This window comes from Paenibacillus sp. FSL H8-0104 (assembly GCF_038050215.1).
Classification (GTDB): Bacteria; Bacillota; Bacilli; order Paenibacillales; family Paenibacillaceae; genus Paenibacillus; species Paenibacillus amylolyticus.
This window is the reverse complement of record NZ_JBBOTC010000001.1, coordinates 1,890,562-1,906,091: the sequence shown is the minus strand read 5'-3', so window position 1 is coordinate 1,906,091 and position 15,530 is coordinate 1,890,562. Positions and strand designations below refer to the sequence as shown.

The 15,530-nt window shown below is 48.5% G+C and carries 11 protein-coding genes; 1 reads left to right on the top strand and 10 read right to left on the bottom strand.

What is annotated here, in order from left to right:
- Positions 1 to 60: 60 nt before the first annotated feature.
- The 10 genes from NST38_RS08680 to NST38_RS08635 all read right to left on the bottom strand — a co-directional run bounded on the left by NST38_RS08680 (position 61) and on the right by NST38_RS08635 (position 13,952).
- Positions 61 to 1,023: a glycosyl hydrolase gene (locus NST38_RS08680; protein WP_076252520.1), complete on the bottom strand. Its 963-nt coding sequence runs from the start codon at positions 1,021 to 1,023 to the stop codon at positions 61 to 63.
- Between the two features lie 28 nt (positions 1,024 to 1,051).
- Positions 1,052 to 2,062 carry a carbohydrate ABC transporter permease gene (locus tag NST38_RS08675; RefSeq protein ID WP_083684636.1) on the bottom strand — a complete coding sequence of 337 codons (1,011 nt, stop codon included), beginning with the start codon at positions 2,060 to 2,062 and terminating at the stop codon, positions 1,052 to 1,054.
- Between the two features lie 28 nt (positions 2,063 to 2,090).
- Complete coding sequence (locus NST38_RS08670; RefSeq protein WP_076209260.1) at positions 2,091 to 2,990, bottom strand: carbohydrate ABC transporter permease; 900 nt, start codon at positions 2,988 to 2,990, stop codon at positions 2,091 to 2,093.
- Positions 2,987 to 5,572: a DUF5696 domain-containing protein gene (locus tag NST38_RS08665; RefSeq protein WP_076252522.1), complete on the bottom strand. Its 2,586-nt coding sequence runs from the start codon at positions 5,570 to 5,572 to the stop codon at positions 2,987 to 2,989. The genes NST38_RS08670 and NST38_RS08665 overlap by 4 nt, the downstream gene beginning before the upstream one ends.
- A gap of 14 nt (positions 5,573 to 5,586) precedes the next feature.
- Entirely contained in the window at positions 5,587 to 6,207 is a 621-nt protein-coding gene (locus NST38_RS08660) for a YIP1 family protein (RefSeq protein WP_074094245.1), read from the bottom strand.
- The gene (locus NST38_RS08655) at positions 6,188 to 7,654 is read right to left on the bottom strand and encodes an NHL repeat-containing protein (RefSeq protein ID WP_076252525.1); all 1,467 of its coding nucleotides are present in this window, start codon (positions 7,652 to 7,654) and stop codon (positions 6,188 to 6,190) included. The genes NST38_RS08660 and NST38_RS08655 overlap by 20 nt, the downstream gene beginning before the upstream one ends.
- A gap of 11 nt (positions 7,655 to 7,665) precedes the next feature.
- Complete coding sequence (locus NST38_RS08650) at positions 7,666 to 8,529, bottom strand: carbohydrate ABC transporter permease (protein ID WP_017689719.1); 864 nt, start codon at positions 8,527 to 8,529, stop codon at positions 7,666 to 7,668.
- A 2-nt stretch (positions 8,530 to 8,531) separates the two neighbouring features.
- Positions 8,532 to 9,443, bottom strand: coding sequence for a carbohydrate ABC transporter permease (locus tag NST38_RS08645; RefSeq protein WP_047842211.1), 912 nt, complete (start codon positions 9,441 to 9,443; stop codon positions 8,532 to 8,534).
- 75 nt (positions 9,444 to 9,518) lie between these two features.
- On the bottom strand, positions 9,519 to 12,446 hold the full coding sequence (locus tag NST38_RS08640) for an extracellular solute-binding protein (protein WP_076252527.1): 2,928 nt from the start codon (positions 12,444 to 12,446) through the stop codon (positions 9,519 to 9,521).
- Between the two features lie 126 nt (positions 12,447 to 12,572).
- Complete coding sequence (locus tag NST38_RS08635; protein WP_076252742.1) at positions 12,573 to 13,952, bottom strand: ABC transporter substrate-binding protein; 1,380 nt, start codon at positions 13,950 to 13,952, stop codon at positions 12,573 to 12,575.
- Positions 13,953 to 14,479: 527 nt separating this feature from the next.
- Here NST38_RS08635 and NST38_RS08630 point away from each other — a divergent pair.
- Positions 14,480 to 15,520, top strand: a complete 1,041-nt coding sequence (locus NST38_RS08630) for a LacI family DNA-binding transcriptional regulator (RefSeq protein WP_235193769.1) — start codon at positions 14,480 to 14,482, stop codon at positions 15,518 to 15,520.
- The last annotated feature ends 10 nt before the right edge of the window (positions 15,521 to 15,530 follow it).

Sequence of the window (15,530 nt, the reverse complement as noted above, 5' to 3'; positions counted from 1 at the left end):
GAATTCTTACAGCGAATACTAACGCTTCATTGATTCCAATTCAAGTTGGAAGTGGGGTTCTTATAACCAACTCCACTTCGGTAACTGATCGAGCGTAATGACCTCTTCGCTGTTATACACTCTCTTTAAAAACGCCACATCATTATGCGTCCCGTCTCTCAGGAATCCACCTGTCCAGGTACAGAACCAACTCCAGTGTACATCCTGTTCCTTCATCTGCTTAGGGTCAGGGATGGAGCCGTTCTCGGCCAGTGCAATGATTTTACTATCCTTCACAAGCTCTCGCAGGTTGGTGTAACGTGCCGCCAGCGGGCTGTGATCTCCCGCTTCCGGGTATACATCTACACTCACAATATCCACGATATCATCCCCTGGATACCATTCCGGTTTTTCCGAGTTCCAGACCCAGATAAGATTGTGCAGCTGATGTTCTTGAACCAATCGATCATACAACAAACGATACAACTGTTTGGCAGGTTCGGGGCCTTTCGCTCCCCACCAGAACCAGCCACCCTCCGCTTCATGAAGTGGTCGAAATAATACAGGCACACCAGCATCCTTCAACTCTTGCAAATGTGTAGCAATAACATCGATATCCCGAATCAATAACTGATATGCTTCCGATTCAGGATGCGCCAGCGCTGAACCCAGATCATAGGTGGTAGCATCCGTATAGAACCCCCGCCACCACTCTTTACCCGGTTCATCGATCAGATCCGTCGGTGCGTTCCAGTGCCAGCATAGTGTCACGATCCCGCCTTGTTTGTGCCAGTCTATCGCATCCCGAATCTCTTGGGAGACCGCACCGCGCTCTGTTCTTGATGGCGAATATTCCATGAGATCAAAGCCAATCACAGCTGGTTTCCGGCCTGTATTTTCATTAATCCAGTTTAGATTGCTATAATCCTGCTGGCCTGACAACATCCCTTTTTGATAACACTCTACCAGGAACGCCATCAGTTCTTTTGCTTCGGGAGTCGCTGCTTTATTCACCGGAACTCTGCTGATCTCACACACTGTCATCTCTACACCTCCAATTGGGTTTACCATGTTAACCCACTACACCGGAACGTTCAATACTCTCCACGAAATAACGTTGCACAAACAGATACAAAATGATCAGGGGTGCAATAGCCAGCAAAATGCCTGTATCCACAATCATCGCCACATAGTTTGGATCGGCCTTGATGCCCGAGTTCGAGCCAAAGCCCATCAGTTGCGGAATCAACTGGTTCGCCTGAGCAGGTAAGGAAGCCACTTTCAGCGAGATCAGTGGACTTTCACTCATGAATAATGCCGAATAGAAGGTATCGTTATACTGCCATACAAACGAAAACAGAATAACCGTAATCAACGGCGAGATTGCATTGGGCAGCATGATTCGAGCAAACGTTTTGAATCCGCCTGCACCGTCAATCAGTGCGGCCTCCTCGATTTCCTTTGGCATGCCCTTGAAGAACTGACGGAAAATATAGATGAACAGCCCCGCCTTCAGCCCTCCCGCTGTAGCAGCCGTAATCATGGAAGGCCAATACGTATTCAGCAGATTGATGCCATTTGTTCCAGTGAACAACTGGATGATGCCTAGAAAGTCGAAGCTGCGGAAATGCAGATACATTGGCACCATAAGCGTGCTTGTCGGCACCAGAATCGTCAGAATCACCAGGATGAAGAGCACATTACTACCCGGAAACGAAAACCGGGCGAAGCCATATCCGGCAAGTGCACAGGATATCGCTGTCAGAAGCGTTGTGATGGTAACAAACAATAACGTGTTCGCCAGCAGAGGCAGGTAATCCATCACTTGCGCCGCAAGCCGAATATTATCCAGCGTAAAATGCTGGGGAATCATATAAATCGTCGGATTGTAGATATCCTGCTTATCCTTGAACGCAACTGACACTTTGAGAAATAATGGATACAAAATAATAAATGAAATGCCGATGACCAGTGCATATCTGAATATAGAATAGAGAAGGTCCGATGTCTTGTTTCGCACCCGATGCATGTGATAATTCTGCTTCGGAACTACCACCATGCGATCTGTCCCTGATGCAGCCATAATCTGAAGCCTCCCTTAATATTAACCGTCAGTTGTAGTGAACCCGCCGTGACAATACCCAGCCCACTACGATCAGGACAAGACCAATCACCAGTGTGTACAGCCAGGACATCGCCGAGCTTAAGCCAAAGTTCTGCGTTTTGAATGCGGTTTGGTAGATGGCCTGTGTGACTGGACTCCCGGCAAATGAATCAATGATCGTATAGATGACATTTGTCAGGATCAACGGACTGACCATGGGAAATGTAATTTTCCAGAATGATTCATAAGCTGTCGCCCCTTCGATCTTCGCAACCTCATACATCGATCCCGGTACCGATTGCAGCGCGGCGAGGAAGATCAGAATCTGAACACCTGAGCTACTAATAATCTCATAGATCCGCATGATGGCTTCTACAATGTAATCCACATAGGCCATCGGTAATCCCACATCCGCCAGCATCCGCACAATGGATACCACGTTGAACGAAGCACCACCATCGGCTGATGCATCCACCGCACTCGCATCCCCCATCAGATTGATTAATCCCGCAGACTCAGCTGCTGCGACTGCACTCGAAGCCAGAATAACCGGCAGGAAAAAGATGGCACGTGCCATCGTTCTGCCTCTGAACTTCTGGTTAAGCAGTGTGGCCGTAAACAGACTGAAGAACAAAATCATCGGCACATTCAGTAGCATCGCTCCAACCGAGTCGACCAGAATCCGGTTGAACGTCGCGTCAACCAGAAGCGCATCCTTGAAATTTTTAAATCCAACGTATTCCAGAACGTACCCGCCCGGAGCAACGGACAGATTACTCAGACTGAACCGAATTGATTGCAGGAGTGGTGTGGCAAAGAGGAAGATGAAACCGATCAGCCACGGCGATATAAATGCAAGTCCAAGCAGCGCTCTCCGTGACTTCAGCGATAATCGAATGGTTCTCATCGGTTCACTCCTCCCACCACATAGTCCGTCCCGCCAACCGTTGTTCCATCCACGGTTACTGCATCCGCATTGTAATTCACAAGGATGGATGTACCCCCAGTATAGGTGATCCGGACAACGCCATCCTGAATGCGTTCATGCTTGAGAATCTGCTCATTCGCCAGATTTCCCAGCACTTCATTGGCCTGCTTATACAAGGCAACGGCATCATCCACCCAATATGCATACTCCGTTGCGTAGGCCGAATCATAATTCGTCAGCTTTAGCCTGGATGATGGTTCATAGGTCCATTGAAAATACGGAGCTGCCCCGAGTTCCAGACTGCGCAGCAACTGTTTGCGGAGATCCTGATCCCCCGACGTATTCATCGGAGATGCCGCATAGTTCATGTATCCATGAATGACCATCCCATAAAAAGGAACTTCTTCATCGGTAATATTGAACCGACTCGATCCTGCGGGCACATTTACAACATGTTGCGCACTTCCCCAAGCGTAGCTATTTGCAGCAGATATCATCAGGTTCGGATAGGACTGTTCCAGCTTGCCCAGCTGCTCCTTCACAATGTTTTTCGCCGTCTCTCGATGAATCACCCGACTATCCCGATAATCTGAAGTCAGGATCTGCCCAAGATCACGAAGGGATAACCCGCCGAGATCCAGTTGATTGAATTTGTCAGCAAACTCACTCACTACATAAGGAAGCTTGGCCGCTGAGAGCAAATAATAGCTGTCCCTACTCTGATCCATGCGATTAAGTGCAGGATTGTACGGATACAATTCTGCTGTCTCCTTTGTTACAAACCGCGCTGCATCCGAGGAAGGAGCAAAGCGCATATCATCGTGATAAATATGTTGGAAAGCCACATCCGGAAACAGAGCTCCACCCGACTGCTCCAGCTTAGCGGACAACGTTTGCAGTTCGGAACGACTGCCTACTTCACTGTCCAACTTCACCCGGGTTGGCGTATGATGGCTGATGCCACCGCCGAACCATCCCTGATACCGCATTTGTACGCGGTTCACACCATCCTGCTGTAATTTCGCCGCCATTTCGGTGGCCTGTTCGTACGTCGTCATGGCTAAAGTGGTCCGATAGGGCACACTCAGGAACGAAGCCTTTTTGTCCACTGCACCAAGCACATCCACATAGAACGGCAACTCCGTCTGTTCTGCGAGCGGCTTCAATACATCCTGCTCGATCAACTGCTGCTGATACAGGCGGGCCATACCCGAGTAACTGGCATCTTCTCCATGAAGGAAATGATAACGGACCTGAATATCTCCACGGTAAGGCTCTTCGCTAAGCAGCTGGATCTCCTGCATTTTCTGCGAGGTGTACATCTCCAGTTCATCCTCACCCCGCAGGGAGAAGGTTGCATGCACGTGGTTGTAACTGTTCTGCCTGCCTCCAATATCTGCGGAGATACTGGCAATGCCGTCCCCTTTTTCAATCACCGCAAACCAGGCATTCTCCCCGTTCTTCAGACCAAACACAGGCATATACGCGGATTCACTAACCTGAGGACGACTGAGCGAATTATCATTGGGGTCTGCGCCGTACACGCGCTGTACATACTGCTCTTCCTGGGTTTTCCCGTTGTTTAGGTGGATCAGGCTGCCGGAACCGTCAGGTACGAGCATGTAACCCTCGCCCTTTGTATCCGCAGCACCGAAGTAAGCGAGCAAATCAATATTCCGAATGCGGTATTGCCCACTTTCTTCTATTTGGCTCAGAGGCACGGTCACAACGAGTGCCCCCTGCTCAAGTCGATATTCCACAGAAATGACGAAGCTAGGCTTATCCGATACACCTCCGCCTTCGACTCCATTCTCCTGATTGTCAAAAGCCAGATCGTCCGCCGTGTACCCCGCCGTCTCAAAGGCTCCCAACATCTTGTTCAGCACAAGCTGCTTCGAGATCTGACCATCCAGCCGCTCCAGAATATCCGGATTGTTCTTGGTTGGATAATATCGGGCAGATGTGTACCTTGCCACAGTAGCATCCAGCTTGGAAAGCACTTTCTCCTCCAGTCGTTGTTTGCTAATCAGTTTAGGCAGCGCATCAATGCCAAGTGATGTATCACCAAGTGTATAGTTCACCCGTATCCCTTGATCGATCTGCCCCACAGTGAATTGTTTGTTGCTGATACTGGAACTGAAATTCGGAAAGTTCTCCAGTGTGCCCATCGAATCCCGGAAAGACACATTCAACTGGGAGGACAGCACTTCTTTTTCATATGCGGAAGCAAGACCATCCTCAGCCCGTTCTTTCGGGTTGCTATACCAGATCTCTCCACTTTTCCCGTCACGTACTGCAATTTCCGTTGTCTCCTCGTTATAATACAGGGCGAGTCCCTGATCCTCGGCGACCAGCTGCATACCAGGCACACCCTGCGAGGAGTCACTAAGGAACTGTAACGGTTCTTCCGTGACGGGCATGGCTTTGGTTGTCGTATCCAGATAAGCCGCGGCTTCTACGGCAGGAACTCCCCTGTTGTTTATATACAGCAGCCCGGCTGCAATCATGATTACAGCTGTACCACCAGCCAGCACCGTATATAATCGTTGCCTTTTGTTCACGGATGCCGCCTCCTTTAGGTCCGAAAAATCAACTCGCGGTAAATGTTATAACCGAATTCGTACAACTGTTGCAACATGCTGAAGACCAGCGCGCCAAGGAATACGATAATGCCCATCACAATGAGCGTCAGCACCATCGTAATGATTGTTCTAATCACCGTGTACTGGTGTACCGTCATCATGCCAATGAACAGAAGCAGTACAAACCAGAAAAACGCGATACTATTGAACAGATAATAAAAAGCAGTCTCCTCCTGCACCATAAAACGGCTGATCACGATCATTGGGGCATAGATCAGAATAACCGGAATGAGCGAGTAACCTGTCGCCAGAACGATTTCCTTGAACTTGCCTTCCCCTTCCATCAAAGTTGTTACCGCCCAGTTGGCCATGCACCATAGAAAGAAAGGTACTGCAACCGTGGCGATTTCGATGATGCTATTAATCGTACGAGGATCGATGTAATTAACGAGAAATCCTGCGTACTGCTTTTGCAAAACCATCATAACAATGGTAAGCGCCAATGCTGCAAAAGCAACAAACAGCCGTCCCCGGTTATCCGACTTGAGGTCCCAGAATGCATCAATGGGGTGAAAAATGAGATGCAGCGGAAACTTAATGAAATCCTGCTTCACGATCAACCTGCCTCCTCCGTCTCCATTTAACTGCTACCCGGGTCAGGATCAGAATGACAATCAGCGCGATTGCAACGGTCAGGAATGTACCAAAATGTTCTTTCATCATCTCCCGCCGATGCCTCTTGAACGCGACAGAATAACTCTTGCGGTCCATTCCAAGTTCGAAGTAACCTAGCGCTTCCTCGTTTTTCTTCTCCATTAATAAGGACTTGCCGATACCGATATAAGCGATGTCATAGTTGGCATTCAGCTTCAGCACTTCTCTCCATATATTCACGGCCTCCGTGTCCTCGCCCCGATAGTGGAGTACCACCGCTTCATTCACACGGGCACCAAAACGGGTTGGCTCATAGACAACAAGGTTGTTCTTGCCCCGATCCAGAACCAAGTGATGCTCACCTGATTGTTCAATCGCGACAGGTGTTTTGAGCGTGCCCACCTGATTTCCTTTGCCACCGTATATGTAGAGCAGATGACCTTCATCGTCGTACGTGAACACCCGGTTCTGTGTCGCATCCAATACACTGTACATGCCGTCGCCCAGCACTTTCACATCGATCAGTTTGGATGGACCCGGATTGTTGCGGAACCGGATATCGCCTTTGACGTCGTAATAACCAAACCGCTTCAGTACATCTTCACCAGACGGATTCAGCCGTTTGATCGGTTCATTTGAGCCGGGATCAATATTCGTTGCATACACAAATCCTTTGTGGTCAATATCCGCATTGGAGAACTCCGTTGGAACAAAGAGAACCATCTGTGCGCGCTGGGCTTTGGTTGATAACATGCGCCAGATATATTCGCCGTAGTCCCGCTCCACTTTGTTGGTACCGACATATCCGATAAATTTCCCACTCTCGTCAAACTGCATAATCCCTTCGTAGACCCCCTGCGCCACAACATACACTCGGCCTACATGGTCCACCGTCAGCTTCAAAGGCTGGAACTGGAATTGGGTCGACAGGATATCCGACTCGGGCTTCGTGATGGTTTGAATCAGTGTCCCTTCTCCATCCAGGACAACCACACGACCGTTGCCTGTATCGGCGACGTATATGCGTTCTTGCTCATCCACGAACAATCCGCCCGGAAGGTTGAAGGTCTCCTTGCTACCATCCATCATGAATCCATCAATGACGCGCAGCAGCTTAAAGCCTGGGTCCAATACAACAATTCGGCTGTTGCCACTATCCAAAATATAGATCAACCCGGAAGGTGAAACATTCACATCACCAGGGTCTTTAAACTCACTAATGCCGAGATCACGGCCTGATAGAGTACGCTCGGGCAGATAGGCATCCGGTGAAGGTACAGCCTCTTTCCAGTAGTTGTAGTTATAACTCTCATACGGCGCCGGGGAGGCCGCCGCAGGCACGGCATTCACCAGCAGCAGAGATACTGCCGCCAGGAGAACAAGCCATCTTTTCACTGTGCGTGCCATATCGTTCCCCCTTAATCCTTCATGCCCGAACTCGCCATCGTCTCAATGATTCGGCTCTGAGAGAAAATAAATAGCGTGATCGGCACACTCATCAAAATCAGTGCTACCGCAGCACCCGCTCCTGCCCGGGATATTCCGCCCTGAATAATCTGCCCTGCTGCATAATGCAGGGTCTTGAGCTGCTCGCTGTAGATGTACCCATTGCCATCACTGCCCCATAACATCTGGAACAGCAGAATGATCAATGTAAGCCACGCGGGCTTCACATTGGGCATAACAATGGACCAGAAGATCCGGTATTCACTGGCACCATCAATCTTGGCTGCTTCCAGCAGTGCATCCGGGATCTGCTCCATGAACTGTTTCATCAGATACAACCCGAGTGAATAGGCAAATGCCGGAATAATGACGGCCCAGTACGTGTCGATCCATCCGAGCCATGACATGATCATATAGTTTGGAATGGCCGTCACCGCAGGTGTGAACATCAGTGACAGTACGACCACTTGGAACATGAATACTTTGCCCGGAAACTTGTGTTTGGCAAGCGGATAGGCCGCTGCGGAAGCTAGCAGCACATGGCCTACGATACCGATACCTGTAATAAATACCGTGTTGAATATATAACGTGAGAACGGCACCCACGAGTCACTCAGCAGATTCAGCAGATCCGTAAAGTTGCTGAACGTCGGATTTTTGACAAACAGCGTTGGTGGAAAGGTGAAAATCTCATCCAATGGTTTGAATGCATTGTTGATCGCATAGATCAACGGTAGCACCATGAAGGCACCAAATACGAGCAGAAGGGCAAACAGGGAGAGGCTTCCCGATAGCGAGCGATTCACGCGTTTTTTGCCTGTCGCAATTGCAGCCATAACTATTCTCCCACCCTTCGAAGCAGTTTCTGTACCAGCAAGTTGGTGCCCACCATAATCATGAACAGTACGGTGGCAATTGCTGATGCATATCCCATCTCAAACCGCGTAGTACCAAAGTCGATCAAATGGGTTACCACCGTCTCTGCTGCATAGTTCACACTCGGGAACCCGGCCAGTGCGATTGACACATCGGCCACGGCAAACGAGGTTGTCAGCTGAATGACTGCGCCGAACATCAACTGTGGACGCATCGAAGGCAGGGTAATGTACCATAGTTCCTGCCAGCGATTCTTGATCCCATCCACCGCTCCCGCTTCGTACAATGTCCGGTCCACCGTCTGCAAACCAGCGATAAACGCAAGAAATCCGGTTCCGAGACTCAGCCATAGCTGCACGAGAATGAGAATAGGCATAATGTAGGCTTCCGTCTTCAGCCACTGGATTGGCTCCAGCAGAAACCCCCATTTGATCAACAGCCCATTGGCAATACCATAACGATCTCCCGAGAAGATCATCAGCCAGATAAAATACACATTGCCCGAAATGGAGGGCGCGTAGAAGATCAGCGTCATGAACGCTCTCCATTTCGGTGTTAACTCATTAATGATCCACGCGAAGACAAAGCAAGCAATATAACTGATCGGTCCGGTAATGATGGCGAACAACAACGTATTCTTGATTGCAATCAGGAATACATCATCCTCCAGAAACAGGCGAGTATAGTTCTGCCAGCCAATAAAACGCGGGAATTCCAGCATGTTAAAGTAGGTGAAGCTGAGTATGATCGAGATGACAACCGGAATCACGGTAAACATGAGGAACAGGAGCATATAAGGTGCAAGCAGAACATAGGAATGTTTGCTGGCCTTCATTTCCTGGAGCTTCCAGCTCCACCACGATTTCATGCCCATCCTTGACGCTTTCTCAGGAGGACTGTCTTGTCCGTCTCGGAGTGATATTTGTGGCACGATTAACCCTCCCTCTGCTTACGGAAGACCAAATTCATTACGTTTGACTCGAATCTCGTCCTGAATATATTGGGTATAATCCATGATGGATTCCCTGGCTTCCACTTGGCCAACAACGGTTTTGTAAAATGCATTGAACAGATGGCGGCCTGTAAAATAACCACCGGGTACTTCAGGAATGCCCTTCACCGTTTCGAATTGTGCCTTGAGATTGGCGTAATCCTCCGCAGGCCACGGCAGGGAATCCAGCGCCTTGATGTTGGCCGTTGGATACCGGGCAGCTGCGCCCATCAGTCCTTCCATCTCCCGTCCGAATTCCGCCTGAATCGGTGTACTGGTCCACCACTTCATGAACTCCCACGCCGCATCCTGATCCTTGGCACCCTCCAGCATCATGACCGCGCTACCTCCACCCGGTACGTCCCGATTCAAGGTACCATCTGCTTGAACGGTTCCCGGCACTGGAACGAATCCCCATAGTCCGCGAATCTCCGGTGCAAATACAGACAACTGGTTGTACATGGTGTAATCCGTTAGTCCAATAGGCATCTGTCCTGTACGGAAACGGTTGGCAAAGTCATATTCCCGCTCCAGCTTGTAATCGGTATAGAATTCCGTCCACTGCTTGAACGTCTCAATTCCGATCCTTGAATCCAGATCCGACTCCTTGTCATCGTTCCGATAGAAGGCGCCGCCGTTCTGAAGCAGCATCGTGGCATACTGAGAGTTCGGCGGAATATTGACACCCTGCATATTCGCTTGGGTCACAATCGGCATACCAAATTCCATATGATTTTTGCTCAGAATCGCGAGCAGAGCTTCGACATCTTCCCAGTTCTGAGGCACTTCAAGTCCGAGTTCTTCGAGCACGTCTTTACGATAAAACAGCATGTTAAAAGTTTGCGTTTCCGGCAGGGCATATACGCCTGAATCATAGGCATACGGCACGATTGCACTTTCCCTGAACTCCTGTTCCACGGTGTTATAATCACTGAATTGCGTCAGATCTACAGCCGAGTTCCGCATCGCAAAGTTTACCGGCAGATCATTGCCGATCTGCATCGCTACATCCGGACCTTCACCGGACAAAGTCGCTGGCAGCAAGGTTCCCATATTCACCAGCTTCAGATTCACGTTAATGCCACTGTCTGGTGTGAAGGTCTTGTCAATCATCGCTTTCATCGTATTCGCCTGGTCACGTCCGCTACCAATCCAGACTGTTACCGTACGCTGATCTTCCGATGTGGCTACATTGCCGATCTGGTTATAATCAATGAAGAACGAATGATAGAATATCTTCGCTTCATGACCAAGCTTGGCAAGTGGCCCCATACCTGTTCCGGGAATATCTTGGTCAATCGAAGTGACGTACAGTGCGTCAATCTCAAGGGGCTGCTCTCGTGCCTGCTGCACCCATGTGCCGAGACCGCCTGTATTGGTTTTGTAAGCCGCAAGCCGTCTTGGAATGGTATCTGGCTTATCAATCATCTCGTCCAGCTGCAGCGCCATCGTCTTAATCAGCGCTTCCTGATCACTGGACTGTCCTGACAGGAGACGAAGCTGTGCAGCCACGTCCTTGAGACGTTTACTTTCTCCGCTGAACACTTCCAGCAGGTTCGGAATCTGTTTTTCCACCCGGTAATCCCGGAATTCATCAGGCTTGGTGCCTGTAATCATCAGAATACGTCGGTACATGGAGTTCAAGTTGTACAGACTGTCCTCCACATTGCGGATAAGCGGTGCAAAATCCCCGAGGCTGTTCTCCAGCCGCAGCACATGTTTTCCTTTTTCCATGTGAAACTTGTATGCTTCCTTGCCGCCCATCACGTCAATACGATAGTCACTTTGATAACGGAAAGGTGCTTTCGCCATCTCTGCAAACGGAACTTCACCATCGATGGTCAGTTTGCGTGTAGAATAGATGCCTTTGACAAAATTCTGCTGAGCGGTAAAACCGATATGATACAGTCCACTTTCCGGCACATCCACTTCCCATTCAATCCATTGTCCTGGCAGACGCCAGTTAAAGCCGCCAATCGTATTGATGCGTACCTGGGAAGCGCTATAAGGAGATACAGCAGAACTTGACCTTTCGCTGGTCGGGTATAACGTAGGTGAAGATTTGGCAATCGCGGCTTCTCCTTCAATGCGAATCAGTACATCCTTCGGCTGCCCAGAGGAGTCCGATTGTTGTGCCCCTGCAGTCTCTGTGTAAGGAACAGCTGTCTTCTCATTGAAAAGACGAATGGACCGAATCACCATGGGTTCACGCGATGATTTTAGCGTTAGCGTGTGTTCCCCTTTTTCCAAATAAAACTTGAATGGAGTCTGTTCGTACCCGTCGGAGTCCTGAAACGTTTCTTCCAGCCAGCGTGGCTGCTCCACTTGTCTCGGGCGAAGGTCATTGCCTTGGTTATCCTGTTCAACGACATCTTTCTCATTCGCCCATACCCGGTCAAACTGCAAATAGGCGGCTTCCGCAAAAGGAAGTTCACCATCAATGTACAATGCACGCTCAATGGCCGAACTCTTGCCTTCTACGGGAAAATAGATTGCGGACAGGTTATACAGCCCGGTCTCCGGCACATTAATCGTCCAATCGACTTGTCCGGTCTCTCCGGTATGGAGAGATACACCATCCATTCCTTCATAATTAGTCAGTTTGCGGACGTCTTCACCTTCGGCTTTTATGTAATCTCCTGCTTCAATGGTGATGTCCACATTCGGCTGTGTAGCCTGATCCGTTCCGGATCGATACTGTTCGTATCCCTTTTTCTGCCGGGTCTGCTGCAAGACTGCATCCACTTCAATGGCAGGCAGACTGCCAGGTGGAATGTTTGCACTCTTTCCATCAGCGCCGGAAGTTATATATAGAATGATGCAGGCTGCCGCCACGATGATTACTGTGGACAATATCCATGTCTTACGTTGTAGAATTCCAGCCATCCTACGAGTCCTCCTCATCAAGGCTGATGCCAGCAATGCCGATTTGGTGGTTCAGGAAAAGGGGCTCCGTGCAACATTGCCGACACGAGCCCCCCTGCCTGAATCGTTTGCTGGTGATAAGTGTTGTTATTGTTTGCCGAGTTTATCAATTGCAGCTTGTGCCTGTGCCTTGTATTTCTCGGCTGTTGCTGTCACGGAAGCATTGTTTTTGATGATATCGTTCACATAATCCCCGAAAGGGTATCCTGTGTAGGCATCATCCAGCAAGATGCGGCCGGTTCCAGCGATGTGCTCGCGAATGATCGCAATATCCTTCTCGTCGGTATAACGACTCTCCAAATAATCTTGACCTGGATACTCTTCAATCTGCGGGATGTCGAAGGTCTCTTCATAGATTTGGTAGACGATCTTTGGATCTTCCACACCTTTTGGAATGAACTTCGCTGATGCTGCATTGTTTGCATACGTTACCTCTTTGCTACCCTGTGGCCCGTTCGGAATCGGCACAACACCAACAGCAAAGGTGAGATCGCCCAACTGCCATTCAGCAGCGGTGAACAGAGCTACATCTCCATCTTTGAACGTATTGCTTTCCTCCCAATTGGTTTTGTCGCCGGTTTTGACCTTCACGACATTTTCCACGTTATACAGGCGTTTGACGAATTCGGCAGCTTCAATCGTTTTCGGATCGGACAATCCTTCTTTGCTATTGGTATCATCCACGATCGTTCCACCATTGGCTGCGGTAAAATGACGAACGACATCAAGCGCCCAGCCAGAAAATCCGTATACGTCAGTTTTGCCGTCGTTATTGGTATCTTTGGTTGCCTGTTTGGCAAGTTCCATGAATTTGTCCCAATCCCATTTGCCTTGGTTATACAGTTCTTGAGGATCAGGCAAAGATAATTTTTTGAACAAGTCACGGTTATAGTGAAGTCCCAGACCAATGCTGGTTGGAGATTCGAAGGCATATTCGTTGCCTGCAATGGCAGGAAATTTTGCAATCAGGTTAGCCTCTTGGTTGATGTTATTCTCAGGTGTAGTGAATTCGGAGATGGGCAATAGTTGCCCTTTGAGGATGGCGGGTAGTGCGGATTTGTACTCCATCTGAACGATGTCGGCGAACGGTTCGCCAGCCAGTGCAGACGTTGTGAATTTGTTCATGTATTCTTCAAAAGGTACGTTAACAAACTCCAGTTTTACGTTGTATTTCTTCTCGACCTCTGCAATTTTATCAAGTCTGGCCTTATCGGAGGCCGTCTCTCCCGCCGGTTTCAAGTCCCACCAGGCCGCGACCTTGATGACACGCCCACCCAGATCAGGCACATTAACCACAGCTTCTTCCGCTTCGCCCTCTTTCTCTGTCTCAGCGACCTCGGTGCTGTTACCTGAGTTCGTTATTCCCTCTGCTTCGGTCCCCGTCTGCGCTGTCCCCCCACCACTGCAAGCGGATACAAAAATCATCACAGCCAATAACATCAGAGGTAGAACATTCCATCTTCTCATCATGATTTTAACAACCTCCCCGAATGTGTATACCAATCATGGTTCACCCTAAATCGTTAACCCCATTCATCAACCAATCGAAAATAAACAACCACCACCATTTGTTATTTCTTTGTTTGCTTTTTACAAACAAAATTTAACACAGCAAAATGTAAGCGTCAACATTTTTGTTGTTAACATTTTCTAATTACTCTGATAAAATGCTGATTAAGCTCAAATTATCCTGTATTTTATCTTATTCATGAGTACGTCCACTAAGTACATGCTTATTAAGCTATGATTATAACTTTGTTTATTTTGTTATTTTTATAAAATAACAAAATAATAATTAAGCAGACAAATTTCGTCATACTATCTGAAAATATGCTTACCGTCACGTTGAACGTTCATCCTAAAATACTGTGTATTACTAACATTTTGAATTCTCTGTCCGTTATTAGATTAAGAGAAATACATCATGCTATACTAGAATCGTTGGATATCGCTCCAAATAAGGAATACGGCAGAACTACGAGTGTAAGGATGGTATGATGAAGACAAAGGTAACAATTCAGGAGATTGCACATTTTACGGGTTTGTCGAAATTCGCGGTGTCACGAGCTTTGTCTGGAAAATCGGGAGTTAGCGATCAAACGAGGGATGTCATTCTCAAGGCCGCTGGCAAACTTGGATATTTCAAAGATAACAGCATGTTGTCTGGTGAACTGTATAACAGCCATGAACTTCAGGAACCGAAGAACACACGTTCAAGCGGAACGATCTTGATTTTGTTTCCCAATGTTCGGTACCAAAATCAAGACTCCGTATACTGGGGACCCGTCTTTAACGGGATTTCTTCCAAACTGAACCAAAAAGGTATTAATATTCTGACCTTAACGGAACCCTCAGCAGACCAGCTATTTACCCTGCTCAACCCGGATGCCATTCGAGGAATCATTACCGTCGGCTCTATCTCTACCCCGATTCTGCTTGAAATCAAGCGTCTCAGTATTCCGGTTGTGATGGTGGATCATCTGGACCCTGTTTTTCACAGTGACAGCATATTCACCGATAACTTTGCATCCATGCGAGAGATCATGCTCTATTTGCTCCGCAAGGGTTTCAAAACATTCCAGTTCGTTGGCAATATCGGGGATGCTCATAGCTTCTATGAACGCTGGATTGCGTATACTTCTGTGCTTATGGGTCATGGGATGGAAATACATCAGATTCCCGAGCTGAGTAATCAGGCCTTGGATGAGTTCCGCCAGACGTTCACTTCGGTGATCAGTGAGGATAACCTGCCTGAAGTGTTTGTATGTGCGAATGATTTCTATGGGCTATACACCATAGAAGCCCTTGAGAGTATGGGTATTCGTGTACCCGATCAGTGTGTTGTCACGGGATTTGATAATCTATACGACAATATCCCATTACTTGCCACAGTTAATGTGAACAAGGAGTTGCTCGGTGCGCGTGCAGTGGATCAGATGTTATGGCGCATTGCGAATCCAGAGAGCAACGTCGAGAAAAAGTTGATTCTTGCTGATGTCATTATTCGTGAACAGTTTGGCAGACATAGTGGATAATATGGCAGAA

Bases quoted from the DNA above. Each gene is read 5' to 3' on its own strand.
- NST38_RS08645 (WP_047842211.1), bottom strand. From the start codon at position 9,443: ATGGGCATGAAATCGTGGTGGAGCTGGAAGCTCCAGGAAATGAAGGCC.
- NST38_RS08670 (WP_076209260.1), bottom strand. From the start codon at position 2,990: ATGAGAACCATTCGATTATCGCTGAAGTCACGGAGAGCGCTGCTTGGA.
- NST38_RS08630 (WP_235193769.1), top strand. From the start codon at position 14,480: ATGATGAAGACAAAGGTAACAATTCAGGAGATTGCACATTTTACGGGT.
- NST38_RS08680 (WP_076252520.1), bottom strand. From the start codon at position 1,023: ATGACAGTGTGTGAGATCAGCAGAGTTCCGGTGAATAAAGCAGCGACT.
- NST38_RS08650 (WP_017689719.1), bottom strand. From the start codon at position 8,529: ATGGCTGCAATTGCGACAGGCAAAAAACGCGTGAATCGCTCGCTATCG.
- NST38_RS08655 (WP_076252525.1), bottom strand. From the start codon at position 7,654: ATGGCACGCACAGTGAAAAGATGGCTTGTTCTCCTGGCGGCAGTATCT.
- NST38_RS08635 (WP_076252742.1), bottom strand. From the start codon at position 13,952: ATGAGAAGATGGAATGTTCTACCTCTGATGTTATTGGCTGTGATGATT.
- NST38_RS08675 (WP_083684636.1), bottom strand. From the start codon at position 2,062: ATGGCTGCATCAGGGACAGATCGCATGGTGGTAGTTCCGAAGCAGAAT.
- NST38_RS08640 (WP_076252527.1), bottom strand. From the start codon at position 12,446: ATGGCTGGAATTCTACAACGTAAGACATGGATATTGTCCACAGTAATC.